The sequence below is a fragment of the Pseudomonas sp. CFBP 5748 genome (genome assembly GCF_053850495.1).
Map to the genome: position 1 here is coordinate 849,916 of NZ_JBSPTN010000001.1, position 22,759 is coordinate 872,674.

Genomic DNA, 22,759 nt, shown 5'->3' on the forward strand with positions numbered 1-22,759 from the left:
TAGGATCAGCTCCGTTTCACTTAATTCCTCGCATCCTATCGATCCGTTCAGCTACCCGGTAAGCCGCCTCCAGTTCCGAGCAGCCGGTGCTCTGCATCAGTGTCCAGCGCTCGGCTTTTTCCTCGGGTTCCGTCATGGCCAGGGCGAGATAAAGACTGGGCGGCACGGCCCGAAACAGCGTTTCCAGCTTCTTCGACAGCACCACTCCTTCGGTGTACTTACCCGGCTCCTTGCTGGCGGAGAGCAGTAAGGCTTTCTGTGCCGGCGTGAGTTTCTTGAATCGTGCGATCTCTTCGATTTCCGCGGGCGGCATGTTCAAGCAAATCCACCATTCAATCATGTTGAGCATGGTCTGCGCGGCGGTGGGGAAGTCGGCAAGGTTTTGCGTCGCCAGCCAGAACCAGGCTCCGAGCTTGCGCCACATCTTCGTGCCCTTGACCACGAAGGGCGCCAGCAGCGGGTTCTTGGTGATGATATGGCCCTCGTCGGTGACCATGATGATCGGTCGGCCCAGGTACTGGTCTCGCTCAGCAAGGTTGTTCACGGTGTTCATCAGGCTGATGTAGCTGATGGACATTTGAGCCTCATAGCCTTCGCGAGCATAAGTGGCCAGGTCGACAATGGTCACATCGATCTCGGGCCAAGGCGTGCCTTCGCGATCAAACAGTTCACCTTCGAAACCCTGGCAAAACAGGTCGATGGACTCGCCCATTTCCTGGGCGCGCTCGCGCCGTTTTTCCGGTAAGTTCGGGTCGGCGGCGACGCGCAGCAAGGCGTTGCGTACGTCGCGGGTCAGTACCTGACGACCCGAAGCGACACAGGTCTGTGCCGCATCCAGGATGCACTCGCGAATCAGGCTACGGTCGGCTCGGCTCAGGCGAGCTTCTTCCTTGGCCTCGCCGCCGGTGATCATCAGGCGGGCGGTGATTTCCAGTTCGCCGAGAATATCGCGCTGGTCTTCGCGACTGGTTACCACCTCATCGTCCAGCTCATCGATCGACAGACTTGCCACCTGATCCGGTTGCTCGACCAGGCGCCAAGCATCGGCGAACGGGGCGAGACTGATCGAGGTGCCAGGTTTCAATTGGACCTTGTTGACCGACAGGCCCTGTGTCGCGAAGTAGTCTCCCTGCAAGCCGAATGAGTTGCCGGCCTCGACGATAAACAGGCGAGGGCGGTACACCGCCATGACCTGCATCAGTAGGGTGACCAGGGTGGCCGACTTGCCGGCGCCGGTGGGGCCGAACAACAGCAGATGACCATTCATGGCCCGGTCCAGGCGTGACAACGGATCAAAGCTTAGCGGTGAGCCGCCACGATTGAATAGGGTGATACCCAGGTGGCCGGTACCTGTGCTGCGGCCCCAGACTGGAACGAGGTTCGCCAGATGCTGGGCGAACATCAGGCGCGTGTACCAGTTGCGCATGTCGCGGGCCGGGTTGTAAGCCATTGGTAACCAACGCAGGTAACTGTTGCAGGCGGCGACTTCATCGCCTTCGCGTACCGGTTGTAGACCCGCACCCAGTAGTGCGTTAGCCAGGCTGATTGAGCGCTGGTGCAGTTGCTGTTCATCGTGACCGCGCACGTAGAACGCCAGGGTGCCGCGGTATAGCTTGTGCTGGCGGCCGATGATCGCGCGAGCCTCTTCGACATCCTGACGGGCTTGGGTCGAGGCGAGGTTTTCTCCGATGGCTTTGCGCGCCAGCCGGTTTAACTGATCCTCGAGCACGTCCTGCGGCTTGACCACTAGGGTCAGGCTCATCACCGTGCCTTCGGGTAACTGGTCGAACAGCGCATTGACTGCATCGCCCTTGCGGGTTTCTCCGGTGAGTTGGCCAATCGATGGTGCGCGTCGCAGCTTGTCCACCACGATGACCCGATGGGGTTGCCCATCGAAGTACCAAAGTCCCTGTTGCACATCCGAACGCGGTTCGTTGAAAAACAGCCGCTCGGCGAAGTCGTGATCGAAGGGTAACTCCAGCGAGTCGCTATCACCTGACTCCGGATAGGCCACGCATTGGTAGAAATCCGCGGGCGCTTCATCCGTGAGCCTGGGCGCCGGATTGAACCAGGGCAATAGCCATGCATATAGACCGTGGCCATCAACGAGTACCGATTGCACCCCGCATGGCTGCAACGAAGCCACGATACGTTCGCAAGCCTGTTGCAGGGATTGCACCGGGGTAAGTCCCGTCTCCTCAATGCCATCCTCAAGCCAGCGATAGATCACCAGGCGCACCCGTCGATTATTGCCGCGCCAGGGTAGGCGCGTGACAGCCTTGTCCTCGAACAGACCTCCCGGCTTGGCGATGGCCTTCAGATGACGACGGCTGAGTTCCAAATACGCTTCGGTGAAGACCGTGCCTCGCGCGCTGTTCTGAATATAATCGTTGAGTCGGGTCAGGTAGGGAGTGAAGTCGTTGTCGTCCTGGCAGAAAAACTGCGCCACCCAAGGCGCTTGGTCCAGTTCGTCAAAGCTATCCTGCAGGGCGTCTTCGAGGGCATCGCGGGCTGTCACAAGCCAATCGGGTTCGCGCCCTTCAGTGCCGATGGGCAGCAACTCGAACACCGCCCCCACCGAGCGATTGTCATCCAGGAGAAAACACTGCTCGGTGTCGAGGTATTCGACCCAAGGCAGATGATCGGTGAAGCTGGGGTTGTGTGCATACAGTGCAGCTTCATCGGCCAAGGTGGCACGAGGGCGCAATGGGTGGCGCCAGGCTTTCCACGCAGAAGTGCGGCTGCCCGCATCGCCGGTACGCACTACAAGTCTTCCTGACGTTCACCCGGCAATGCGTACTGCACCCGCTGGTAGAACGGAAAGACGGTTGAGTACCCCGGGACCGGTGCCTGCTCGGTGCCACTCAAATGCGGATATACGTACAGCACCAGATCGGGATTGGGCAGGCGAGGGAACAGATTGTGGATCTCGTTCGCTGCGGTGCGCGTATACGGTTCCTGGAAAGACGCGGAGAAATCTGCCTGGGCCAGAGGGCGGCGTAACTGCTGCCGAGCATCCAGCAGTTGCTGCTGAGTGCCTTGCGACCCGGCGCCGTTCCAGATGTCCAGCATGGTTTGCTCGCCATGGGGCAGCAGCGTCTCCTTGTCAGTAGAACACCCTGTCAGGACCAAGGAAAACACGCTAATCCAGGTCAGGCAGAGAAACGTAGTCTTTTTCATGGCGAACGCTCCGGCCCTTTGGCTCATAGTCGATAGTGATTTCATGGTCGAGGTGCAGCGCAACTTGGGCGGCCGGTGGCACGTATACGGCAGCAAAGGCTTCGCCATAGAGCTTGTTGATCCACTCACGGATGTCGCTGACCCCACCACTGAGAATTGAATTCAGCGCGCTATTGCCACTGCTGCTAGTGACCCCGAGCGTACTGCCGCCCGAACTGATCACGCTGCTGTTGTTCTGCTCATCCCCGAGCAAGGCAGCGACACCGGCGCCGGCCGCCGTGATCAAGCTCTGGCTGCCGAGGTATTGCTGAGCGTTCGAGCGGCGCTCGCCGGCAATGCAAGGAATGCCATACGGATCGGACAGGTAACCGAGGCCGCCACGGATCTTGTCGGTGTTCGAGCTCTGGGTGGTGGAGGCAGTGCGGCTGGCTACCGCCTTCGGCTGAGGCACCGTGCGGATGGTGCCATCGGTAAACACAAAGGTGATTGACTCGATCTGTCCCCGCACACAAGACAAAGTCCAGTCACCGGACGCCGTGCCGCTCATCACGGCCCCCGCGACGTCCGGCAGGTCAATGCCGTTGGCCGCTAGGTTCTCGGGGCCGACCAGCACCTTGAAGGGATAGGGATCATTCACGGTGCCATCCACCGGGACTCGGCCGATCAGCGCGGTCATGGCGACCGAGCCCATCAGCGTGGCGTTTTCGGGAATGGTGTAGACCGGCTTCGCGCCCTCGGTGCGATCAGTGGATCGCCTCAGGTCACGCTCCCCCTGGGTGACTTCGCGTAACTGCTTCTGGCTACGGTCGATGGCATTGTCCTTCAAACCCTCCAATGAGTTGAAGGCAGTAGGCAGACTCAGTGCGGACGGGGTCTTGGTTTTGCCTCGGGCGTCGGTGGGGGGAGCATCCGAGGGTTCAATCCACTGCATCTCATCATTGGCAGAGTGCCGCCCATCGAACTGAGCACCGTCGCCCGGCTCAAGCCCCAGTCCGATCGGCATATCCTTGCCTTTGCCGGTCAGCCCCGACAGCTGTTCCTGCAATTGCGTCAGCAGACCACGAGCCTGACGACTGTCTTGTTCCGCTTTGAGTCGGGCCTCGTTGGCTTGTCGGCGGCCTTCGTCGACCTGTTGGGTTACGCTGCCAAGCGCGGTCTGGATGCGCGAATCGACACTATTTTCACGCTCACGAAGGCGGTTGTTCTCCGTCTGCAGCGAATCGTTGTGTTTTTTCAGGCCGAGCATGTCGCTGCGCATGGCCTTCACCTGGCCGACCAAGGTGGCAACCGTGTCGCGTGGGGTATCACCCGCAATGCCGAGCGACTTGGCCTGCTCGGCGGATAACTGGAGGTTGTCCTGAGCAGCCGGACTTTCTGACGAAGGCAAGGTACCACCCGCGACCCAAGTTTTCAGGATGATGAACACCACGCCTAACAGCACAGCCGGTACCAGCCATTTTAGCAAGGCGTTAGCTTTCATCGTCAGCACCTGGCGCAATGGGCGGAAGCAGCACGGCGTGTTCGAGGCCGGCACCGCGAGTGACGAGGTAGGCGATCGTGGTGTCTTCTGCACTGCCGACCTGCCCGAGGAAAGCATGCTGGAAAGCCGTGGCGAACAGCTTGGCCTGAAGTCGACGTGGATCGAGTTGCACCCTCTCTGAACCACGATTGCGCAACTTCACCGCCGTCACCCAGTAATCACCGAATCGCCAGGCGGCGATGGGTGTGCTGGACACGTTTTCGGTCGGCAGCAAGGTTGGCAGTTCGCTGCGCAGCTTGAGCGGGACGCGGCGTACGCCGGGTAGGGACTCCACGGTGCGTAGCGGCGCGTACAGGCTTTGCGCAGCGTAGCGCGTCAAAGCGACTGGGATTGGCGTACGTTCTGGAAGAGGGACGCTTTTAGATTCAGCCTCAGTAGCCTGCACCGAAGCATTCTTGAGAATACGCACGGGCTCCAGCGGTTGATCGCCAGGCGTGGCTGCGATGTCCAAGAGGATGATCTCGCCCGTCGCGACCGATTGCAGTTGTAATCGCGTAGGTGCAATGGCTTCGGACGCGCGCAGGTACAGCGTGCCACCGGTTGATTGCACACGCAGTTTGCCTGTCAGAGTTGAGGGCAGGCCGACTCGAACATCCTCATCGACAAAGATCACCCGCTCCTGATTGATCACCAGCGGGACCGCAAGAGGGAGGCGTTCCCAGCGCATCAACTCAACGGCCTGTGCTGCAACTCCCCATAGCATCAGTGTGATGGTGAGCCCCAGGGTAGAAATCCGCGTCATGGCTCACCTCCAGGCAGAGCGATTTTTTGCGGCGTGCCTTGATAACAGTCCAGTGCCAGCCCCCACTTATTGCGCTCGGGGTCCAGGTCGAAACGCACCACACGTAATGGATAACGCACCACCACCCGTTTCACCGGTTCCGCGGCGTAATACTCATCGGCGTTGAGATCGAGGGTGACCAGCCAGCTGTCGCGGTCGAGTTGCTTGACCCTGAGTTCCGGATCCTCGCTATAGCCTCGGCCCAGAATTTCGTAGACACCGCGCACCCGCTGGCGCAGCTCGCCGGCGGCCTTGCGGTACTCATAGTCGCCGTCGAGGAAGGCCTTGCAGGCGGGTGTCAGGTAGGACTGCAAGCTGTAGATAGCGCGGCGGTAGTCCTGTTCGCCATCCGAAGGCCAGCGGTTGAGTTGGCCAAAGATGTACAGGGCGAAGGCATACACATTCTCTGAAGGGATATCCCACCACTTGCGCGTGCTGCCCGAGCGCAGATCCGGTGGTACATGCACGGTCAGATCGGTCGGTGCCGAGCGCCAGCCGTACCAGAGTCCGGCACAGACCAGGGCAAGGATCATTACCGCCAGGCGCAGGCTCAAGATATGGGCCTGTTGGGCATCCACCTTGTTCCGAAAGCGGCTCATGGCTGCCACCGGGACAGGGCAGGATGCAGCCGACGTGAACGGCGGACCGTCCAGACACCGGAGTGGAGAATCAGATTGCCGCGACACAAGCGCCAACGGCTAGCCAGTATCCATTCGAGCTTGCGGTACAACCAGGTCTCGGGACGGGCCCGTTTGGCTCGACGCAAAAGCGTGCCACCGGCCAATAACACCACGGCCATGCCTGCGATCATGCCGGTCGGCGCTACGGCAATGGAAGCGGTGGCGGTCGCCAGAGGAACGCCCAGCAGCAGGCCGATGACTGCGCCGGTACCCAGCGCTACCCACATCTCATCATTGGTCAAACCGCGCAGTACGGCAGGGTTGCGATTGAGTCGCTCGGGCAGAAAAACCAAGGTGCCGTCGGCAAGGCGTTCGATAGTGTCGTTCATGCCACCCTCACAGAATTGCAGCAGCCTTGGTCAGGAACCAGATGATGATCACCACTAGCAGGGCGCCGATACCGACCACCGCGCCGAGATCTTTCCAGGTCTTGCGCTGGTTTTGCACGTCGGCATACACGGTCAACGAATGCCAGGCCACCCCTAAGAAGGCGAGCAGGGCGATCAGAAGGCCGAGCAGGATGCCGCCGTCGTAGGCATAGTTTTTGATCGTCTCGATCAGGCCGGTTCCTTCGCCGCGGGAAGGAGCTTCCATGGTCGGTAGTTCAGCAAAAGCCAGGCCTGGACCGAGCACTAGCAGCAGACCGATCAAGCGCCGGCTGGCACGATCACGCAGGTTGTTTTTCAGAGGGGCAAAACATTTGAGCATGGCGGTGATCTCCTGGATTAGGACAGGGTAAAAAACATCAAAACCAGCAAGGTGAGCAGGACACGGGCAGTACTGCCGCCAAACGCGCCGAAGCGCACACTGCCGGCCGCCCATCCCCGGTAAGCCGTCCAGATCACCCATGCACACCAAAGCAAAGCCAGGACGAGAACCAGTGACAGCCACAGTGTCGAACTGCTCTGTGCCGAGACGCCGGAGGCGTTTTGGAACGCTGAGCTCTGCGCGTCAGTCATGCTCATGGCAAAGGCTCCGCAGGCGGAGTGTCAACGCGGTAATCGCCGATCAGTTCAGTGGGATCGCGGGGTTGAGCGCGAGAGGGGGAAAGGTAGCCCTGCACACCATGACGGATGCGTTGGATGTCCCGAATCAGGCGGGGATAGTCGAAGCGATAGCGCTCGTCGGGTTCAGACCCGTTGGCTGTCTCAGTACGTGTCGCAAGGCGTTCGATAATGTTGAGTTGCTGCTGGACGAGGCTGAGCTGATCCTGCTCATGAGCAGATGCGGCGTAGCTGCTGCCATCGACGATAGCCAGCGAGAGTAGTAAACAGCGAAAGACGGTAGTTGGCATGATGCTGGCCCATGTTGATCTGGGAGAAGAATCAAGTCAGAGGTCGAATTGTTCATTAAGAAACTTGAGGTGTGATCAGTCGCTTTTTCGGGGAGTGGACTGATAGGCTGTTTGCGACACTCAAGGAGAAGGACTGATGTTTGATTACGTGGGAAGATTTCCTATTCCGACCGACCTGCTACCGCAGCGGTTGCGCTCACTGCTAGAACCAGTGGGAACTGATCCGTTGCAGAGAGTCGAGGTGAGTAGTTTCACGGAAACCGAACGCTCAGAGTCGAACCGCGAGACGGTTCATATGTTGATGGCTGTAGTTCCCGATGACGGCAACGCGATACCCGTTCTACATAGTCAGGGTGTGGTGGCGCACGGGGTTCCGACTCCAAGTGAGAAAGGGAGCGTGAAAGACTTCACACCGAATGTGAGCGGGTATGACTACATCGTTGCCTCCTGGGGCAGCAGCTTGTTCTTCACATACACCTTGGCCGAGAAGGTATGGATGGCGTTGGGTTTAACGCCACGATGCATTGGCAATGAGCATCAGCGTTTGGTTTACGACGATTTGAGCCTTCCAGAGTTCGGAGTCGCTGAAGGTGAGGTTTCGCTGCAATACCACTTCAAGCCGTCCCGGGATGTTAATTGGTTCATGTCAAACGAGTATCTGCGCAAGTATCTGTGGTTGAGGGGGGGACGCGGCGTTCGCCATTTCTTCTATCAGGCGACGCTCGCAGACAGCCCGCAACTGCGCAAGCTGATGAACGGGAAACGTTTTCATTCTCTTGGCGAGCCGGGGAGCTGGCTTGATGGCGATCTTCGGGAAACAGAGAACGGCTTACTGCTCCAGGTATGGGCGACAGTAGTGGCAGTTTCCTGCAACCTCTGCCCTCAGCAGACAGCTGATGGGCTGACTTGGCCAGGTGTTGCTGGAAAGGTTACGCACGCTAGTGCCAATGACATCATGAGAAATGATACGACGGTCTATCTCGACGACAGATTTCTCGAACGCTATGAACAAAACAGCTTGTACGGAAGCACACCTGTAGACGCGCATGGTGGCTGGTATTGCAGTCCATCTTATCTTGGGCAGTGGTCTTTCACTGGGTGCCGGCGAATCGGGCGAAACCTAATCGAGATGGATTTACGGGATCTGTACAAAGGCGTCCCGGAGCGGGAAACATTGCATGCTCATGTCCACGCCCTGGATCCTGCGATCGTGAAACAGTGCGACCTGACTGAAGAACACATCGTTTCCAAAGTTGATCGGTTCCTCACGCAAATGCTGTCCTTGGGCGAAAACCTTTCTCGGCTTGGGACCGCGCTGGGCATCGAAAAACCGGCTGTTGAACTGCTCGGGTTCTCACGGGAAGAAGTTGTAGCCGATGGCTGGCTACATTATCCGCAGGTTGCAAAACTCGCTCAGTTCGCGCCCTTGGACATGACCCAGCAGGCCTTTCTCGCTCGATGCAAATCCATCCATGAAATTTGGCAGAAGCTGCCCGACGGTTTCCTCAAACAGCTTCTGGAAGCTATGGGTGTCCCGAGAAAGTTGATCGCCACTTTGGGGAAGCTAAAGCTTCTGCAGTGCTTACTGAACATCCTGACCAGGTTCGACGAAAACTGCGAGGCATCGGACGCACTAAAAAGCAAGGATGAACCAGAAGGCTGGAATGCGAAAAACAGCGACATTGCAATGCTGTTCGTCACCTACGATCTTCGCATTGCCGATGCCCATGACGCCGTGAGCAAGATCGAGAGGTTGCAGGATCAAGACTTCGACACGGCTACATTGCATCAAGGTTATGGTCGTGCGCTCGACTTTGTCCTAGATGGCGTCATCGACGCCTTCACGGCAATCAATAGTCCCCTGGGCCGTATCCTGGCACGCGCATGATGTGGCAGGGCCTGGAGACATTTTACAATGTGGGGAGACCAACCTTGAGCATGACGTTCTACCTCGACGAGAGTGGTCATAGCGGTGACATAGTCAACAGCGGTGACGGCTTCGACTTCAAAGGGCAACCGTACTTCGTACTGGCTGCGGTGGGGGTGAGTGACGAGTCGGCAGTTGTCACTCGAATCGAAGAGCTGCGTGCATTGCACAGGATTTCACCTGGTGAGCTTAAGTCCAAGTCTCTGATGGCCAAGCCCAAATTTGTTTTGGAGGTTATAGACTACCTGGAGTCTATCGGTGCGCCTCTGTTTGTCGAGCTTGTGGATAAACGCTATTTCATCTGCGTGCACATCACGAGTTTTCAGTTGCTACCATCTTGCATGGGGTTCCCCGAAGGCGCACCCATGACCTTCCTTAGGAATACTGTTGCGGACTTTCTGAATGCTGAAGCTCCGGATCAGGTGCTCGACGCATTTGTCCAAGCCTGCCTAGAGCCTTCTGAGGCGCACCTGCTGCAGTCTCTTTCATTGCTTCAGGATCTGGGCGTGCGCCTTCTGGACATCCCAGGGAAGAAAGATATTGCCCGAGGCGTAGTCATGATGGTGGAAGATGCCCGTAACGAGTATCTGGAACTTAAGGAGCAGGATCCTGACGCATTTCTCCAGTTCCTTCCGCCACCTGATCACAACAAGCGCAGCAAGCGTGTTTGGATGCTTCCCAATCTGACCTCGTTTGCCAACATCTACGCGCGCCTGAATCTCTACTTCAGACGGCATCTGCAAGGTGTCCACATCGTTCACGATCAGCAGTTGGAACTCGAGGATATCCTGCATCTGGGGAAAGCGACTGTGGAAGCCCAGAAGGACCAAAGCCAGGTTCCATACACTCCACACTCGGACTTTATTTTCGAAGAGATGGCTACTTTCACGTTTGCGCAGTCGCACGAAGGCATTGGCCTGCAGATAGCGGATGTCGTGGCGGGGGCGGTGATGCGCTACTTCAGGGATAGCCAGAGTGCAACGGTAAATCCTGATCTGGCAAAGGCCGTCGAGCGCTTGATCAGCACATCCGATGCTCGAACCGGTTACGGGGTCAATCAGGTCGTGGCCTCGCAAGATGTGCGGTACGCTTAGCTAGGAGGGCTGCGGCCGTCAAGCACGCGTGTCATCGTATCGACTGAAATAAAAAATCAGCACTTGTGTTGCACTTAAATATATTTTTTGAACGTCGCTGCGGTGATAGCTGTCGTTACTCCGAGCAACACCGCGCAAGGCAAAAAAACGGCCATCGGATTGAGCGAAAAGGGCAGGGACAGGTAAATGATCCAGGGCACGATCAGCAGGGGTATCACTGCTCGCTTAGCGCGATGATAGACAAAGCTGCTTTCTCGCCCCGCGCCAAATTTGCGCAGGTCACGACGCATCAATCCATCGACAAAACCAGTGGCCACGGCCAGCAGAAATAAGGGTATGGCTAGAACCAGAATGGTCAGGCGCACCACGAAAGTGAAGGTGACATACACCGCCGCTAGTACAAAGTCCTCGATACTCACGTAGAGCTGGTTAACCCTGCTCCAGAAACCGTTGCCCTGACTCGCCACTCGTGCCTGCTGGGCAAAATCCGCAAAGCCAGTCTTGACCAGCAACCATTGATTGAGAAAATCCAGTACTTGAACAATCCTTCGCCCGGGTTGTTGGAGGATGAGTGAAGCTTTGAAGTGCTCGCTGAGCCACCCCAGTTCACTATTCAGCATGACCTGGCTGTGTCGCCAACCCTGATCGCCCCAGAACAGCAGCAAACCGGCGAACTCAATGAGGATCGAAAACAGCAACGAGGCGATCAGCAAACTGATGATGCGTAAAACCAATCCAATCGCCAATACGATTAGTCCCGGGCGCTGGATCGGTTGTGGCGGCGTGTTCTGTAAGGAAGTCGCCATCGTTTACTCCATTGCGCACCGTTGAGTCGATGCCGCCACGGCGCCTGCCGAATACGTAATTGCTGAATCAAAACCTGTAGCGGGGCGGGCTACCCCACCTGATCCAGATCGAAGTTGGTTGTTGGGCCGCCACCGCTCGCGCTCCACCATTGGCCCGCCTGTTCGTTATAGGTGGCCCGCATCCGCTGGGTAAGCTCCTGCAGGTCCTTAGGCATGGCATCATCGTTGGAGGGCTTAGGCAAAGGCATGCGGACTTTCCAGAGCTGCCCACCGGCCTGGAAGGAGAACATTTGCCCCTTGGGCAAGCTGACGATGTGAGCGGGCTCGATCAACGGCACGCTGGTGCTGCTGACGCGATCCTGCGAAGACGAAGTGAAGTCTGTGTTGGCGTCGGGATCGGAGGTGTCGGTGGCACCGGACACCAGCGTTTTCGTAAGTACATTCACCATAGGCAACTGCTTGGTGAGTAACTCCGCGGTAGCGGTTTCACGCACGCGTAGCATCTGCAGGGTGTTGAAATTGCCGATCACCTGGCCGGCCTTGGCCCGGTTACCGATTCGCGCTTCGATGTCGCTGAGGGTCTGGGTGTAGGCCGTCACCTGAATGCCGGCACCGCCACCCTTGTTGATCAGCGGAATGAACTCATCGCCCATCAACTCGTTGAACTCATCGGCGTGCAGGTTGATCGGCAGCTTCTCACTGTTGCTGCCCGATGCGGGCAGGCCGTGATCAATGCCATGTTTGTAGATGTGGCCCGCGACCGAGACCAAGTCGGCGAACATGGAGTTGCCCACGGCGGCAGCCACCTCGGCATCGGTCAGTGCATCGAGGCCGACATAAACGATGCCGCGTTTTCGGATGACTTGCATCCAGTCGAAGATCGGCCGTGGATCATCCAGATCGGTGTAGTTGGGGGCTAGTAACTGAGCGGTCTTACCGGTGGTAAGTTTCTCCAGCAGCGGTAGAAGAGAGGCAACAATTTTGTCGAAGTAGGTGCGGTCATAACGCACCGCCGAACGCAATCCGTCCATTACCGGATCAAACACCCGTTTCGCCGCCAGGTATTGCTCGATGGCCACCACCCGCTTTTCGCGTCCCACCATGTGCCGGGGAATGTTTTTCTCGTTGAGCTTGCCCTCCAGTTGGACGATCACTTGCCAGGCTTTCGGATCGGTCTTGGCGAAAAACTGCTGGGCGTACTCGATGAACAGTGCATCGATGTTGACCACATGTCGCTGAATCTGCAGGTAGTCCGGACGTCGGCCCAGCTCGATCAGTGCGCGGGCGATGATGTTGACGAAGCGCCAGGCGAACTCCCGGAAGGCCGCCGAGTTGCCTTCTCCACTGAGCTGCCCGGCGATGCGTGATGCCACCTCGGAAATACGTCCGAAACGCCCCACGGCGTTGTAACGAGCGGAGATCTCCGGCCAGCCCAGATGGAAAACATAGAATTCCTTTTCCCGACCGGTGTGTTTGGCTTCGACGTACATGCGCCTGAGCAGGTCGGCGTCGCCCTTTGGATCAAAGACGATGACCACCTCATGGTCGACGCGGTGAATGTCCTGGGTGATGTACACCTCGGCGAGTCGTGTTTTGCCGACACGAGTGGTACCCAGCACCAGTGTGTGTCCGACCCGTTCGCCCAGCGGCAGACCGACTTCCATTTCGTCTGGCTCGACCCCATGCAACAGCGGTGAGCCACCTACCGGGGGCAGAGGGCGCAACGGATTGAAGGCACTGTCCCAAGCCGTGACTCGGGCCAATGTCGAGAGCGGAAACGGTGCATGTTCCAGGCGTCGTTCGAGTTCACGGGCCAGGCGATAGCTGGTCGGTTGGTCGACATAGTGGGCGACCGCCGGATCCTGGGCCTCGACCAAGCGCTGGGTGTGCAGGCGGGTCCAGCGAAAGCCGCGGCCCATGAACAGACGCTTACGGCTGACCGGAATCTGCTTGCTGGTCAGTTCGTAGCGGGGCAGCCGCCGGATATTGCGCCGATAGCGCAGCACCTCCCAGGCTTGTCGCAGACGGATAAGGCCGAACAGGGTATAGGCCAGCGCCGCAGCCAGGCCGATCTCGGGTGAGAGGGCCACAGCCCAGGGCGAGTACACGCACAACACCCCGGCGGCGATGCAGATCGCTACGGTGTACAGTTCCACTGCTGGCCGGAGTTTGGACTCCATTGCATGCTCGGCCATGACCTATACTCACTGTTCCAATGAGGTGGCGGTGATCAGGACGGGGTAGTGCTCAATCTGCAGGCGGGTGGCGATGTCGTTGCCGTTGACCGGCAGGATGGTGATGTCCGGAGCGGCTGCTCGAATTCGGGCCAAAGCTCCGGTATCGGTTACTTCAACCGCTAGACCGGCCGCGCCCATTTCCTGCAGTTCAGTCGCGCGTTGATGCAACCAAGCCAGTGACTGGGGATCCTCACCTACCAGGAAAAATGGCCGTAAGCCGGGCATGTTCAGGGCGCGAGACTTGATTTGGCCGGGGCTCAAGTGAGAGCTGCGGACGGGTAGTATCCAGGCTTCATCGGCAAAAGTGGACAGGTCCGCATGCATGGCCCGATTAGGCTGGATCTCGTTGTTTATTGGCGGCCTGGCGACCTGAAAATGGAGGCGGGTGAAGTCGCTAGGCTGATCCCCGGCTACGGTCAGTTCCGGCTGGGCGAAAGGAGCCAAGAGCGGGATGAAATAGCAGATAGGGGGTATTCGCTTCATTGTGGTGTGCCCTGTTTGAAGGAAACCTGCAATCGTGCGAGTTGTCGGGAAAAGCCGGCGCGGTAACGCGCGGCCGGCGTTCCTCCTGCCGGGCGGTGATATCGGCCGGCAGCTGACACCCAATCACCGGTAGCTGCGTGATGCTCCTGCAACAGCGCGGCAGTCACGGCGAGATTTCGGTAGGGATCGAGGGCTTCGCAAGGGCTGGAGAAACGTTGTCCGTGGTAACCCAGGTTGGTTTGTCCAAGACCGACATCAACTCGCTTGGCGTTATGCCGGGCGAGTGCTTGAAGCAAGGCGTGACAGGCGGCCGCTCGGGTGGTGAATCGGTAAGGTATTCCTGCGATGTTCAGGGTCCACGGCCAGGGCAGCAGTCGACCCCGGACGCGGATACCACTCTCCTGCAGGACAATCGCGAACAGCACCGTAGAAGGGATGTCGGCGTCATGCGCCGCCAGTTGGTAGGCCGGAGGCGGAAGTTCGTCAGCCTGGACGGCGAGCACCGTCAGCATGAGTGCAATACTGCTCAGTCGAGGCGTTGCCATTGTCCATTCACCTGCTGGAGATTGGCGGGTAATGGTCCTGGGGCACCCAGGCTGAACCAGCGACCACGGTCATGGTTCAGGGTGATCTGCCGGCGTTGAACCTTGGCCGGATCGATGTCTGCTTGACGAGCCCAGCTACGGACACGTTCATCCTTGCCCTGGCTGCCCACCAGATAGATATCGAAAGCCATGTCGCTGCTTTGCAGACGCTGCGCTTCGGCGGTGCACGCTAGGCAATGGTCCTCGACAAACAAAGCTCGGCGCGGCTCTACCGGTGAGCTAGCGGTGGGCGGGGATGCCATACCCTGAATCGGCAACAGCCCAGGAAACAGCTTGGCCCAAGCCGCGGTGTAAGCGTTTTGGTAAGCCAACTCGCGCTCGGCGCGTTTGGCTTCCAACGCCACCTGCAATTCGGCATAGCGCTGGCGTTCTTGGTCGGTCTCTGCCTCGACGCCGAGCGCAGTCAGCGGATCGATATTCGGGCTCCAGAAACCACGTGGGCTGGCTTGGATCTGTTCGAAGCGTGTCCACTCCTGCTTCGTGAGACCCCAGCTTGTCGCCTGTTCAGGGTGCGAGCGCCCCAGCGGAGTGGACTGTGTGTCCTGGACCCGTGATGGTGTCGTGACAGGGTTAGCCATCGCAGCGGCCGTGCTAAGCAGTGAAACGAGACAGACGACGGGGGACAGTAGCGCTCGGTTCATGATCGTTTCTCAAGGGAGTTGCACGGTCTGGTCTGGCCGAGTGGTCACCGCGAAGATGGCCGTGTTCGGCTCCAGCACCTTCAGGTGCCATGTGCCTAGCTGCTCGCCGCTGTGCAGCAACTGGATATCCTTGAGCGAACGGCTATCAGGAGGAGCGACGGCCAGAAAGCGCTCGCCACCGCGAGATTCGACACCCAACACGGAGAATGGCGGTGAGAGCGGGGTAGGTTTGGCGCGAGCGGCTTTATTCGGCTTGACCGAGGAGGGCGTTGGTGGTGGGAGTGGTGGCTGGGCCTTGATGTCCAGGAGTTGCTGCTCGACGTGCTCAAGTCGTGCGCGTAGCGCGATCATGTCGGCTTCGGTGGCGCGGTCTGCCAGACCGTCGCGTAGCTCCTGTATCTCTTGCGCCCATTGATCCAGCATCGGATCGAGGGTATTGGCCTGTTGCTCACCGGTATCGACCATCTGCTTCAGGTCTTTCAGTGCGTACTGCAGCTTTTCCTGTGCATCCATGAGAGTGCTTGAATCACGTTGCAGGGTGTCCAGGGCCTGTAGGTGTTGGGTGTTCGCATTTTCCAGCTCGGTCACGCGTTGATACTGGTTATACAAACCACCACTCAGCCCGGAGACCGCCAGGCAAAGTGAGCCGACAATGAGGGTTTGAAACGTCGAGGCTTTCATGGGCGTGCCTCCGACTGATGGGACGAGGTTGGTGTGATCTGCACGGTGCCAGCGTCATTTTTCTCCCGTTCGAAGCAGACCGAACGGCTGACCTCATCGGTCGTGAGTTGCCATGCGGGGCCTGCCAGCACTTGTAGCGCGTTGCGTAATGAGATCGGGCCGAGTCGGTAATGGGCGGCGGGCAGAGCCCGGGTAAACAGTATTTTCACTGGTTCCTCGGCAGGGCAGAGCGAATAACCCGAGCGCTGCAGCACGTAGTGCATTGCTTCCTGTACCGAAGGATTCAGGTTGGACGGAATGCTCACGTCAACGATTTGAGCGAGAAGATCACGTTGTTCCGTGGTGGGCTCGGTGCTGACCAGCGTATAGCGGCCATAGCGGAGCTCTGACGGATGGTTTTCGTCGGCTGGGCTCCTCGATAACTGAGGCCGATTGGAGCCACCGTCAATCTCTGGATGAGTCGGCAATGGGGTTGGGATTGGCGCGGTGCAGGCGCTCAACAAGCCCAGCAGGCAGACAGGCGTGAAAAAACGCTCCATGGAAAAAACCTCATGTCAGATTCAGTGCAGAACCTGACATGAGGTGAAGGAGCGATTCAGTGAGGAAGTTGATTCAAGGTGGATCGTGTTAACGCTGAACTCGTTGCTATTCATCAAAAATCGCGAGCCCATCCAAGACGGCGGCGTCGGGGTCGAAGATCAACAACCTCACATCCGCCAATGCCGCTAGATACAGTACGTTGACCAAGGCTTCCGGCGTTCCGGCGTCGAGCTGTTCTTGCCTCAGCGACGAGTAAGGATTGCCCTCGATCTGCACCAAGTTATCGTCGGTCCAGGGCGTGCCGATTAGCTTACATCCGACGCCATTGCAGTCTGGCAGGGCAAAGGGTTCAAACAGTAGTCCGGTTGGCTTGGAGTCGAAATTGCCAACCCAGCTTTCCAGGTGGCGCAGCGCTTCGTCAGTGAGGTGTGCGGTACTGATCTCCCAGGCTCGACTGTAGTGTCCTGTGTCGAAGCTCAAACGATGGATCGTGGCTTGGGCTTCTTCCAGGGAGTACAGGTCACCGACGTGATGTCGCTCGTTGAGCATCTCGCCCGTCACGGCATAGATCACTTGCCGCACCAGCCCGGTGGACGGACAGCATTCATCCAGCTCATCCGGAATGAATTGGCCTTCGCTGATCAAGGCGAAATCATCGTTGAAAAGGCAGAGGAAAAGTTCCAGCGCATCGTCGGGTAGATGAGCTTGTGAGTCGTGTATGGAGCGAAAGCAGGGAGGGCAGTCGTTTGCGTAGGTGATCAGTAGCAGCCGTTCGATAGATAGCTTGTCATAGCCGCGGACGAATGGGTTTGAGGCCCCCAGCATGTCTGGGGTTTGGGTAGTGGAGTTCATGAGTATTCTCCAGGATGAAAATGAACAAGGCGCCCGAAGGCGCCTGTAAGGGTTAAAGCCAACCGTATTCGGCAAGAGAAAGTGGGCGACCTTCACCCACGATGAAGTGATCCAGTACGTGAACCTCGATCAACGCCAAGGCCTCCTTCAACCGTGCGGTCAAGACGCGATCTGCCTGGCTGGGTTCCGTACATCCCGAGGGATGGTTATGAACAAAAATGGCGGCTGCTGCGTTATGCGCCAAGGAACGCTTAACGACTTGGCGGGGGTAAACGCTGGCGCCATCGATACTCCCGTGAAAGAGGATCTCGAATGCCAGAACGCGATGACCGGCATCGAGAAAAATCACACCAAAAACTTCATGCTCTTGGGGTGCAATATGCAGTTTCAGGTATGACGCCACGGCGTCAGGTGACGTTAGGTTGGGGCCGCGGGTGAACAGCCGACGATCCAGAATGTGCAGCGCTTCGTCGATCAGCTGGTTTTCCTGGGCGATACGATCAGCCTCGACATCCGAGGTTTCAATCAGGGTGAGTTGGGTGCTCATGGGGTACCTCCGAAGGGAACAATCCGGGGGTACACACCCGAGGGGAGTGGTGTCCCCGAGGTGGATATAGAATGACGGGCATTGCGCGATGACGCGCTGTTTACAGCCGAGTGAATCGGTGGCGTTGTCCGTGCAGGTGTGAATCACAACCGTCGCAGGGCAATGGAGAGGCAGTTCTTATACCCTGGCCAGTTTCGGGATCGAAGTCGGCACTGATGGGCATTAGCCGAACCAGGCCAAGATGGAGGGCGGCGATACGTTTCGCGATCTCATCTGTCGTGTAGTAGAGCGATAACATGCTGTAGTCCTCGTAAGCCGTAGCGAACAGGCAATCGTCGCAGAGCCAGAAGGATTCCATATGGGTTCTCCTGTGCTGATTGAAGAAAAGGCGCTCGATTGAGCGCCTTGATGTCACCATCGTGGATTGTTCAGGCGGACCGAACAGTACGTGTGGCAACACGGCGGGCCGTGCGGGGAGTGGGTGCAGATTCAGGTTTGATCCTGCTCTCTGTTGGGTTGTCGGTATCCTCAGCTTCGGCATCAGCCGACGTTGGGGATGGCTCACTGTTTGGCGTTTGCTCAGCAGGTGCTGTTGCCTCCTGCCTGGCAGGCGCTTTGTATTCGAACGTGCCGTTGACCTTGATCCAGTCGATGTACAGCAGACGACCTTTCAGGCTGGCACCCGGCTGGCCTTGTTTATCGCCTTTCTCATAGAGAAATGGGTCAATCCACAGATCGCCGATACGGAACGACAGCAAGACCTTTTTCTCGGCTCTGACGGCGTCCATATAGAGACGAATCAAGCGTTCAGCTTCGCCACCAGCGACTTTGCAGTCGAAGCGGGTGTACTCGACCGCATCAGTGGCACCGTGCAGAGCCGCGATATCGCAGGCCATGAACGGCTGACCGCGGCGGACTTGTACTTCACGAACACGGTTGAGGTAGCCGATACCGACAGTGTGCAGATTGAAGTAAGTGGTCGCTTCTTGGGATTGGTTGGCGTGGGCCATGGTGGTTCTCCTATTTCAAGGGAAAACGGCGACGCACAGCCCCTAACGGGGATGTGAGCCCCGTCAGGGTGAGTGAGGTGAAGGCGAACGATGAACGACTTGTCACCGGTAAGCCGATGACGATCAGAACGATGCGTCTGGAAAATAGCGGTGCAGCAGAGGAGAAATCGGCAGCAGGTCTGCGGATCTAGGGTAGTAGGCATTCATCACCGCTGACGCGGTAATCGTGCGAGCCTCCGAATGCTGATCGCACTTGGGTAAACCACCACGAGCGTGGCGTAGCCTTGAAGGTTCAAGCTACCTGGGCTGGGCTGTCAACGACAGCGAACCACACCTTTTGTATAAGCCTGTCATAGGGGCGCGTCAAGATACCCCAAGCCGTTTTTTTATGGCCGGAATACAGTGGAAATTACTGGACTGAAGAAAGTGAAGAATGGGCCTGGCTAGGGGCCAGGCGAGGAATAGATAAGCCACCTTAGGCGGTCTGACGCAGTCGACAAGCTCCTCGCAAAACTTGATTTAACTGGGCCATGATTCGCCAACCGACCCTTATCGTGGCCTGGGTCGGAATACGCTGGCACGCATCCGCGCACAAAGGGTGCCCAGTATTTCCCCGGCGGGCTCCGGGACTGAATGCGATCGCGGTAGCGGATGACCGCTAATGCCTGGCAAAGGCAACAGCGGTCATCCGCCACCACGATCAGGTCGAGCACAAAGCGGGAATGAAATTCCGCAGAAGAGAAGGCTCCGAACTCAGGGAGTCCGACCGAGCTACCCGGAGCGAATCGGTCTTGGGTCGCCGTAGCGATGATCCTGAGGCACTACAGCAGAGCGGGTGTGACGACGTCAAGCCAGTGTGCTGAGAGGTTATTTGCTACTGAGATGAGCGGCCAGCCGTTCGACGGTCGTCAGGATAAAGGCACGGTCGCGTTCTTGAAGGCCGCTCAGCAGGCCCGCGATCATCTGGCCCTGGTCGTTGGGGCGAGTGCTCGACTCCGTCAGCAGTTCATCCATCCGGCAGTCGAAGATGTCTGCCAGTTGCATCAGCTTGACCACGGAAAGCTCCACCACACCCCGCTCAAGGCGCGAAATGGCTTCGCTGCCGATCCCCAGTCGTTCAGCCACCTCTTCCTGGGTCAGATTACGCTGGGTGCGGTGCTTCGCGATCATGCGTCCGATTTGGGCTTGGGTTGGATGTTTATGTGCCAAGTGATGAGTTCTCCAATTCAACCCGAATGGTTGAGCAAAGACCCGTTGACATGAACATCCTTAACGGTTGAGTATCAACTTATAGGGTTGTTATATTGACTGAAATACCTGTTTGTCGCGACGTGACATGTGTTCCTTCAGGAATCAGAGCCCGTAGTGACCAGTGAGACTGAGCGGTCTGATAGGACCAAATGGAGGAAAGGTTGAGCATGGATGAGCAGCACGAGAACGACATGGACTTGATCTGGGATCGAACACTGGAGCTGTTCATTAAGATCCATGATTGCCCTGATAACCCCGCACACCTCGACAGCCTTGTTCATTGGCTCAACGAAGATCCTGCTCACCTGAAAGCGTTCAACGAACTGGGGCAGATATGGATCGCGACAGGCATCGCGTTGGCCCGTGAAATCGGACAACCGCTAAGCGACTTGGAGAAGGATCAACTGCCGTTGTTGATGCACTGACCCGTACATCAGCCCCCCAAAGATTCATGTGATCACCAACGGTGCGTCATGGCCGACGCGGACCTTTGCTGATCGGCACAGTGCCTTTGCAGTTCGGGTAGTGGGAGCATGACCAAAACGGTCCTGATTTTCCCTTCCGCCTAAGCATCGAGGCGTTGCAAATGGGGCAGTGCGGTCCGGCTTCGACCGGTACCGACAAGGTGAGCGCTCCGGAGTGCTCGACCAACTGCGTAATCCAGTTCGCCTGCTTGGCGACGAATGCATCCAAGGTCAGCCGTCCCGCTTCGATTTCATCCAGAGCTTGCTCCCAGATCGCGGTCATACCCGGATCCGCGACTGCAGCGGGTACCGCTTCGATCAGCGTATGGGCCGCTGCGGAGGCCATTAAGGCACGTTTTTTCTTCAGCAAGTAACCGCGATCAATCAACCCCTTAATGATACCGGCACGTGTGGCTTCGGTGCCGATACCGGTGGTGTCCCGAAGTTTCTGTTTCAGGCGTGGATCGTTGACCAGCTTGGCCACATTTTTCATTGCCGTAATAAGATCGCCCTCGGTGAGCGGTTTGGGCGCAGCGGTGCGCATGGATTTGAGTTCGACGTTGTCCACTGCGCACTTCACACCCTGTTGTAGAGCGGGCAACACCTGGGACTTTTGACTGGGTTCATCGTCTTCGGCGCTGTCGGAGAGCAAGCCTTTCCAGCCTTGGACGAGGATCCGTTTGCCAACAGCAGTCAAACGCTCGGCGCCGCACTCCAGTTCGACCTCGGTTCGATCAAACTCGTGATGCGGCAGAAATTGCGCGAGGTAGTGGCTACGAATCAGTTCGTAGACTTGGCGTTCTTGTTCAGACATTCGCCCAAGGTTTGCCGGCTCGGTGGTGGGGATAATGGCGTGGTGCGCGGTGATCTTGGCATCGTTCCATGCTCGTGAGCGCAATGATCGATCGACGCTTCCGAGCGCTGGGCGTAACGCGGCATCCATTTTGAGCAGGGCAGCGAATACCGCGGCGACCTCGTTGAACATGCTCTCTGGCAAATAGCGGCAATCGCTGCGCGGATAGCTGGTGGCTTTGTGAGTTTCATATAAGGCTTGGGCGATGTTCAGGGTTTCCTGAGCGCCGAGTCCCAGCTTGCGTGAACAGACTTCTTGCAGTGTGCTCAGGTCGAAGGGCAGGGGCGGCGCTTTGCGGAAATGCTCAGTCTGCAGCGAGACTACGGTGGCGGTCTTGCTGCTAAAAATCGCTTGGACGGTCTGACTGGCAAACGCCTGCTGCAGGCAGCGACCGGCTTCGTCACGTCCTGAGCTGGGCGGTATCCACGACGCGATAAAGGGTTGCCCCATTGAAGACAGGTGCACATCCACCACCCAATACGGCACAGAAACGAAGCTGGCAATCGCGCGGTCTCGTTCAACCACCAAGCGCAAAGTGGGCGTTTGGACGCGTCCAACCGACAGCACGCCGTCATAGCCCGCCCGCCGTCCTAGGAGGGTAAACAAACGACTGAGGTTCATACCAATCAGCCAATCGGCGCGGCTGCGGGCGAGGGCTGAGTGATAGAGCGGGAAGGTCTCCTGACTAGACTTCAGCGAGGACAGTGCTTTGCGAATCGACGCCTCGTTGAGTGCGGATAACCAGAGGCGCTCAACAGAACCACGATAGTTGCAGAGCTCTAGTAACTCGCGGGCAATCATTTCACCTTCGCGATCGGCGTCGGTGGCGATGACGACGGTGGTAGCTTCGCTGAGCAGCTGTTTGATGATTTTGAACTGCGCGACAGTCTTGGGTTTGACCTCAACCCTCCACTGCGCGGGGATGATCGGTAGATGATCCAACGACCAGGTTTTGTACTGATCGCCATAGGCTTCAGGTGGGGCCGTTTCCAGTAGGTGACCGATACACCAGGTGACGGTTGTCTCGCGTCCGATCAAGCAACCATCGCCACGTCGGCTGGCTCCGAGAACCTTGGCGATGTCACGACCTTGGGAGGGTTTCTCGCAGAGAAAGAGACGCATAGAACTGCTCCGGGTTGAGTTCGGAGCAGCGTTGTTGGAAACAGCAGTGGCAAGCTATGAGAAACCTGTATGGCAGGTTCCTCATATTAGTCGGTGAGGGCAATCTTGATTGGGGGCGAGGCTAGTACCTTGTAGTCACGTGGACCACAGTGCTTCACGAGCAGCGAGTAA

General features: G+C 57.9%; 25 protein-coding genes. 3 read left to right on the top strand and 22 right to left on the bottom strand.

Going from position 1 to position 22,759, the window contains the following annotated elements; genetic code table 11:
• Positions 1-16: 16 nt before the first annotated feature.
• The 9 genes from ACWNZ1_RS03880 to ACWNZ1_RS03920 are packed head-to-tail and all read right to left on the bottom strand — an operon-like array spanning position 17 to position 7,475.
• Positions 17-2,764, bottom strand: coding sequence for a conjugative transfer ATPase (locus tag ACWNZ1_RS03880; RefSeq protein ID WP_456027365.1), 2,748 nt, complete (start codon positions 2,762-2,764; stop codon positions 17-19).
• On the bottom strand, positions 2,764-3,180 hold the full coding sequence (locus tag ACWNZ1_RS03885; RefSeq protein ID WP_175361368.1) for a TIGR03751 family conjugal transfer lipoprotein: 417 nt from the start codon (positions 3,178-3,180) through the stop codon (positions 2,764-2,766). Before ACWNZ1_RS03885 ends, ACWNZ1_RS03880 begins: the two co-directional genes overlap by 1 nt.
• Positions 3,143-4,660 (bottom strand): TIGR03752 family integrating conjugative element protein, encoded by a 1,518-nt coding sequence (locus tag ACWNZ1_RS03890; RefSeq protein ID WP_456027366.1) that lies wholly within the window; start codon positions 4,658-4,660, stop codon positions 3,143-3,145. Before ACWNZ1_RS03890 ends, ACWNZ1_RS03885 begins: the two co-directional genes overlap by 38 nt.
• Complete coding sequence (locus ACWNZ1_RS03895; RefSeq protein WP_456027367.1) at positions 4,650-5,462, bottom strand: TIGR03749 family integrating conjugative element protein; 813 nt, start codon at positions 5,460-5,462, stop codon at positions 4,650-4,652. The genes ACWNZ1_RS03890 and ACWNZ1_RS03895 overlap by 11 nt, the downstream gene beginning before the upstream one ends.
• A complete protein-coding gene (locus ACWNZ1_RS03900; protein WP_123487419.1) occupies positions 5,459-6,100 on the bottom strand; it encodes a PFL_4703 family integrating conjugative element protein in 642 nt (213 codons plus the stop codon). Before ACWNZ1_RS03900 ends, ACWNZ1_RS03895 begins: the two co-directional genes overlap by 4 nt.
• Complete coding sequence (locus ACWNZ1_RS03905; RefSeq protein ID WP_456027368.1) at positions 6,097-6,510, bottom strand: TIGR03750 family conjugal transfer protein; 414 nt, start codon at positions 6,508-6,510, stop codon at positions 6,097-6,099. Before ACWNZ1_RS03905 ends, ACWNZ1_RS03900 begins: the two co-directional genes overlap by 4 nt.
• Positions 6,511-6,517: 7 nt before the next feature.
• A complete protein-coding gene (locus ACWNZ1_RS03910) occupies positions 6,518-6,889 on the bottom strand; it encodes a TIGR03745 family integrating conjugative element membrane protein (RefSeq protein WP_456027369.1) in 372 nt (123 codons plus the stop codon).
• 17 nt (positions 6,890-6,906) lie between these two features.
• Positions 6,907-7,146 carry a TIGR03758 family integrating conjugative element protein gene (locus ACWNZ1_RS03915; RefSeq protein WP_175384903.1) on the bottom strand — a complete coding sequence of 80 codons (240 nt, stop codon included), beginning with the start codon at positions 7,144-7,146 and terminating at the stop codon, positions 6,907-6,909.
• Entirely contained in the window at positions 7,143-7,475 is a 333-nt protein-coding gene (locus ACWNZ1_RS03920) for an integrative conjugative element protein, RAQPRD family (RefSeq protein ID WP_175384902.1), read from the bottom strand. Before ACWNZ1_RS03920 ends, ACWNZ1_RS03915 begins: the two co-directional genes overlap by 4 nt.
• 136 nt (positions 7,476-7,611) lie before the next feature.
• Here ACWNZ1_RS03920 and ACWNZ1_RS03925 point away from each other — a divergent pair, with 136 nt between their 5' ends.
• Both ACWNZ1_RS03925 and ACWNZ1_RS03930 read left to right on the top strand, forming a co-directional pair.
• The gene (locus ACWNZ1_RS03925) at positions 7,612-9,363 is read left to right on the top strand and encodes a hypothetical protein (protein ID WP_456027370.1); all 1,752 of its coding nucleotides are present in this window, start codon (positions 7,612-7,614) and stop codon (positions 9,361-9,363) included.
• Between the two features lie 50 nt (positions 9,364-9,413).
• Positions 9,414-10,496, top strand: a complete 1,083-nt coding sequence (locus tag ACWNZ1_RS03930) for a DUF3800 domain-containing protein (RefSeq protein WP_456027447.1) — start codon at positions 9,414-9,416, stop codon at positions 10,494-10,496.
• A 74-nt stretch (positions 10,497-10,570) separates the two neighbouring features.
• On the opposite strand, the gene ACWNZ1_RS03935 is transcribed toward ACWNZ1_RS03930, so the two are convergent.
• From ACWNZ1_RS03935 to ACWNZ1_RS03990, 12 genes are all read right to left on the bottom strand, one after another.
• Positions 10,571-11,302, bottom strand: a complete 732-nt coding sequence (locus ACWNZ1_RS03935; RefSeq protein ID WP_025214479.1) for a TIGR03747 family integrating conjugative element membrane protein — start codon at positions 11,300-11,302, stop codon at positions 10,571-10,573.
• An 89-nt stretch (positions 11,303-11,391) separates the two neighbouring features.
• Complete coding sequence (gene traD / locus ACWNZ1_RS03940) at positions 11,392-13,497, bottom strand: type IV conjugative transfer system coupling protein TraD (RefSeq protein ID WP_456027371.1); 2,106 nt, start codon at positions 13,495-13,497, stop codon at positions 11,392-11,394.
• A 9-nt stretch (positions 13,498-13,506) separates the two neighbouring features.
• Positions 13,507-14,022, bottom strand: a complete 516-nt coding sequence (locus ACWNZ1_RS03945) for an integrating conjugative element protein (protein ID WP_456027372.1) — start codon at positions 14,020-14,022, stop codon at positions 13,507-13,509.
• The gene (locus ACWNZ1_RS03950) at positions 14,019-14,567 is read right to left on the bottom strand and encodes a lytic transglycosylase (RefSeq protein ID WP_456027373.1); all 549 of its coding nucleotides are present in this window, start codon (positions 14,565-14,567) and stop codon (positions 14,019-14,021) included. The genes ACWNZ1_RS03945 and ACWNZ1_RS03950 overlap by 4 nt, the downstream gene beginning before the upstream one ends.
• Positions 14,549-15,268, bottom strand: coding sequence for a TIGR03759 family integrating conjugative element protein (locus tag ACWNZ1_RS03955; RefSeq protein WP_456027374.1), 720 nt, complete (start codon positions 15,266-15,268; stop codon positions 14,549-14,551). The genes ACWNZ1_RS03950 and ACWNZ1_RS03955 overlap by 19 nt, the downstream gene beginning before the upstream one ends.
• A 9-nt stretch (positions 15,269-15,277) precedes the next feature.
• The gene (locus ACWNZ1_RS03960; RefSeq protein ID WP_456027375.1) at positions 15,278-15,949 is read right to left on the bottom strand and encodes a chemotaxis protein; all 672 of its coding nucleotides are present in this window, start codon (positions 15,947-15,949) and stop codon (positions 15,278-15,280) included.
• The gene (gene pilL2, locus ACWNZ1_RS03965; RefSeq protein ID WP_456027376.1) at positions 15,946-16,488 is read right to left on the bottom strand and encodes a PFGI-1 class ICE element type IV pilus protein PilL2; all 543 of its coding nucleotides are present in this window, start codon (positions 16,486-16,488) and stop codon (positions 15,946-15,948) included. The genes ACWNZ1_RS03960 and pilL2 overlap by 4 nt, the downstream gene beginning before the upstream one ends.
• A 106-nt stretch (positions 16,489-16,594) precedes the next feature.
• Entirely contained in the window at positions 16,595-17,341 is a 747-nt protein-coding gene (locus ACWNZ1_RS03970) for a DUF5983 family protein (RefSeq protein ID WP_456027377.1), read from the bottom strand.
• Positions 17,342-17,393: 52 nt separating this feature from the next.
• A complete protein-coding gene (locus tag ACWNZ1_RS03975) occupies positions 17,394-17,888 on the bottom strand; it encodes a JAB domain-containing protein (RefSeq protein WP_456027378.1) in 495 nt (164 codons plus the stop codon).
• Positions 17,889-17,988: 100 nt separating this feature from the next.
• On the bottom strand, positions 17,989-18,246 hold the full coding sequence (locus tag ACWNZ1_RS03980) for a hypothetical protein (RefSeq protein ID WP_456027379.1): 258 nt from the start codon (positions 18,244-18,246) through the stop codon (positions 17,989-17,991).
• 70 nt (positions 18,247-18,316) lie between these two features.
• On the bottom strand, positions 18,317-18,898 hold the full coding sequence (locus ACWNZ1_RS03985) for an STY4534 family ICE replication protein (protein WP_456027380.1): 582 nt from the start codon (positions 18,896-18,898) through the stop codon (positions 18,317-18,319).
• A gap of 867 nt (positions 18,899-19,765) precedes the next feature.
• Entirely contained in the window at positions 19,766-20,107 is a 342-nt protein-coding gene (locus ACWNZ1_RS03990; protein WP_434562894.1) for a helix-turn-helix domain-containing protein, read from the bottom strand.
• Between the two features lie 209 nt (positions 20,108-20,316).
• Here ACWNZ1_RS03990 and ACWNZ1_RS03995 point away from each other — a divergent pair, with 209 nt between their 5' ends.
• On the top strand, positions 20,317-20,574 hold the full coding sequence (locus ACWNZ1_RS03995) for a hypothetical protein (protein ID WP_456027381.1): 258 nt from the start codon (positions 20,317-20,319) through the stop codon (positions 20,572-20,574).
• 46 nt (positions 20,575-20,620) lie between these two features.
• Here ACWNZ1_RS03995 and ACWNZ1_RS04000 read toward each other — a convergent pair whose 3' ends face one another.
• Complete coding sequence (locus tag ACWNZ1_RS04000; protein WP_456027382.1) at positions 20,621-22,588, bottom strand: DNA topoisomerase III; 1,968 nt, start codon at positions 22,586-22,588, stop codon at positions 20,621-20,623.
• Positions 22,589-22,759: the final 171 nt, after the last annotated feature.

What these genes read in the sequence shown, in the direction of transcription:
- ACWNZ1_RS03885 (WP_175361368.1), bottom strand. Translation starts at nt 3,180, where the DNA reads ATGAAAAAGACTACGTTTCTCTGCCTGACCTGGATTAGCGTGTTTTCC.
- ACWNZ1_RS03890 (WP_456027366.1), bottom strand. Translation starts at nt 4,660, where the DNA reads ATGAAAGCTAACGCCTTGCTAAAATGGCTGGTACCGGCTGTGCTGTTA.
- ACWNZ1_RS03895 (WP_456027367.1), bottom strand. Translation starts at nt 5,462, where the DNA reads ATGACGCGGATTTCTACCCTGGGGCTCACCATCACACTGATGCTATGG.
- ACWNZ1_RS03900 (WP_123487419.1), bottom strand. Translation starts at nt 6,100, where the DNA reads ATGAGCCGCTTTCGGAACAAGGTGGATGCCCAACAGGCCCATATCTTG.
- ACWNZ1_RS03905 (WP_456027368.1), bottom strand. Translation starts at nt 6,510, where the DNA reads ATGAACGACACTATCGAACGCCTTGCCGACGGCACCTTGGTTTTTCTG.
- ACWNZ1_RS03910 (WP_456027369.1), bottom strand. Translation starts at nt 6,889, where the DNA reads ATGCTCAAATGTTTTGCCCCTCTGAAAAACAACCTGCGTGATCGTGCC.
- ACWNZ1_RS03915 (WP_175384903.1), bottom strand. Translation starts at nt 7,146, where the DNA reads ATGAGCATGACTGACGCGCAGAGCTCAGCGTTCCAAAACGCCTCCGGC.
- ACWNZ1_RS03920 (WP_175384902.1), bottom strand. Translation starts at nt 7,475, where the DNA reads ATGCCAACTACCGTCTTTCGCTGTTTACTACTCTCGCTGGCTATCGTC.
- ACWNZ1_RS03925 (WP_456027370.1), top strand. Translation starts at nt 7,612, where the DNA reads ATGTTTGATTACGTGGGAAGATTTCCTATTCCGACCGACCTGCTACCG.
- ACWNZ1_RS03930 (WP_456027447.1), top strand. Translation starts at nt 9,414, where the DNA reads ATGACGTTCTACCTCGACGAGAGTGGTCATAGCGGTGACATAGTCAAC.
- ACWNZ1_RS03935 (WP_025214479.1), bottom strand. Translation starts at nt 11,302, where the DNA reads ATGGCGACTTCCTTACAGAACACGCCGCCACAACCGATCCAGCGCCCG.
- traD (WP_456027371.1), bottom strand. Translation starts at nt 13,497, where the DNA reads ATGGCCGAGCATGCAATGGAGTCCAAACTCCGGCCAGCAGTGGAACTG.
- ACWNZ1_RS03945 (WP_456027372.1), bottom strand. Translation starts at nt 14,022, where the DNA reads ATGAAGCGAATACCCCCTATCTGCTATTTCATCCCGCTCTTGGCTCCT.
- ACWNZ1_RS03950 (WP_456027373.1), bottom strand. Translation starts at nt 14,567, where the DNA reads ATGGCAACGCCTCGACTGAGCAGTATTGCACTCATGCTGACGGTGCTC.
- ACWNZ1_RS03955 (WP_456027374.1), bottom strand. Translation starts at nt 15,268, where the DNA reads ATGAACCGAGCGCTACTGTCCCCCGTCGTCTGTCTCGTTTCACTGCTT.
- ACWNZ1_RS03960 (WP_456027375.1), bottom strand. Translation starts at nt 15,949, where the DNA reads ATGAAAGCCTCGACGTTTCAAACCCTCATTGTCGGCTCACTTTGCCTG.
- pilL2 (WP_456027376.1), bottom strand. Translation starts at nt 16,488, where the DNA reads ATGGAGCGTTTTTTCACGCCTGTCTGCCTGCTGGGCTTGTTGAGCGCC.
- ACWNZ1_RS03970 (WP_456027377.1), bottom strand. Translation starts at nt 17,341, where the DNA reads ATGAACTCCACTACCCAAACCCCAGACATGCTGGGGGCCTCAAACCCA.
- ACWNZ1_RS03975 (WP_456027378.1), bottom strand. Translation starts at nt 17,888, where the DNA reads ATGAGCACCCAACTCACCCTGATTGAAACCTCGGATGTCGAGGCTGAT.
- ACWNZ1_RS03980 (WP_456027379.1), bottom strand. Translation starts at nt 18,246, where the DNA reads ATGGAATCCTTCTGGCTCTGCGACGATTGCCTGTTCGCTACGGCTTAC.
- ACWNZ1_RS03985 (WP_456027380.1), bottom strand. Translation starts at nt 18,898, where the DNA reads ATGGCCCACGCCAACCAATCCCAAGAAGCGACCACTTACTTCAATCTG.
- ACWNZ1_RS03995 (WP_456027381.1), top strand. Translation starts at nt 20,317, where the DNA reads ATGGATGAGCAGCACGAGAACGACATGGACTTGATCTGGGATCGAACA.
- ACWNZ1_RS04000 (WP_456027382.1), bottom strand. Translation starts at nt 22,588, where the DNA reads ATGCGTCTCTTTCTCTGCGAGAAACCCTCCCAAGGTCGTGACATCGCC.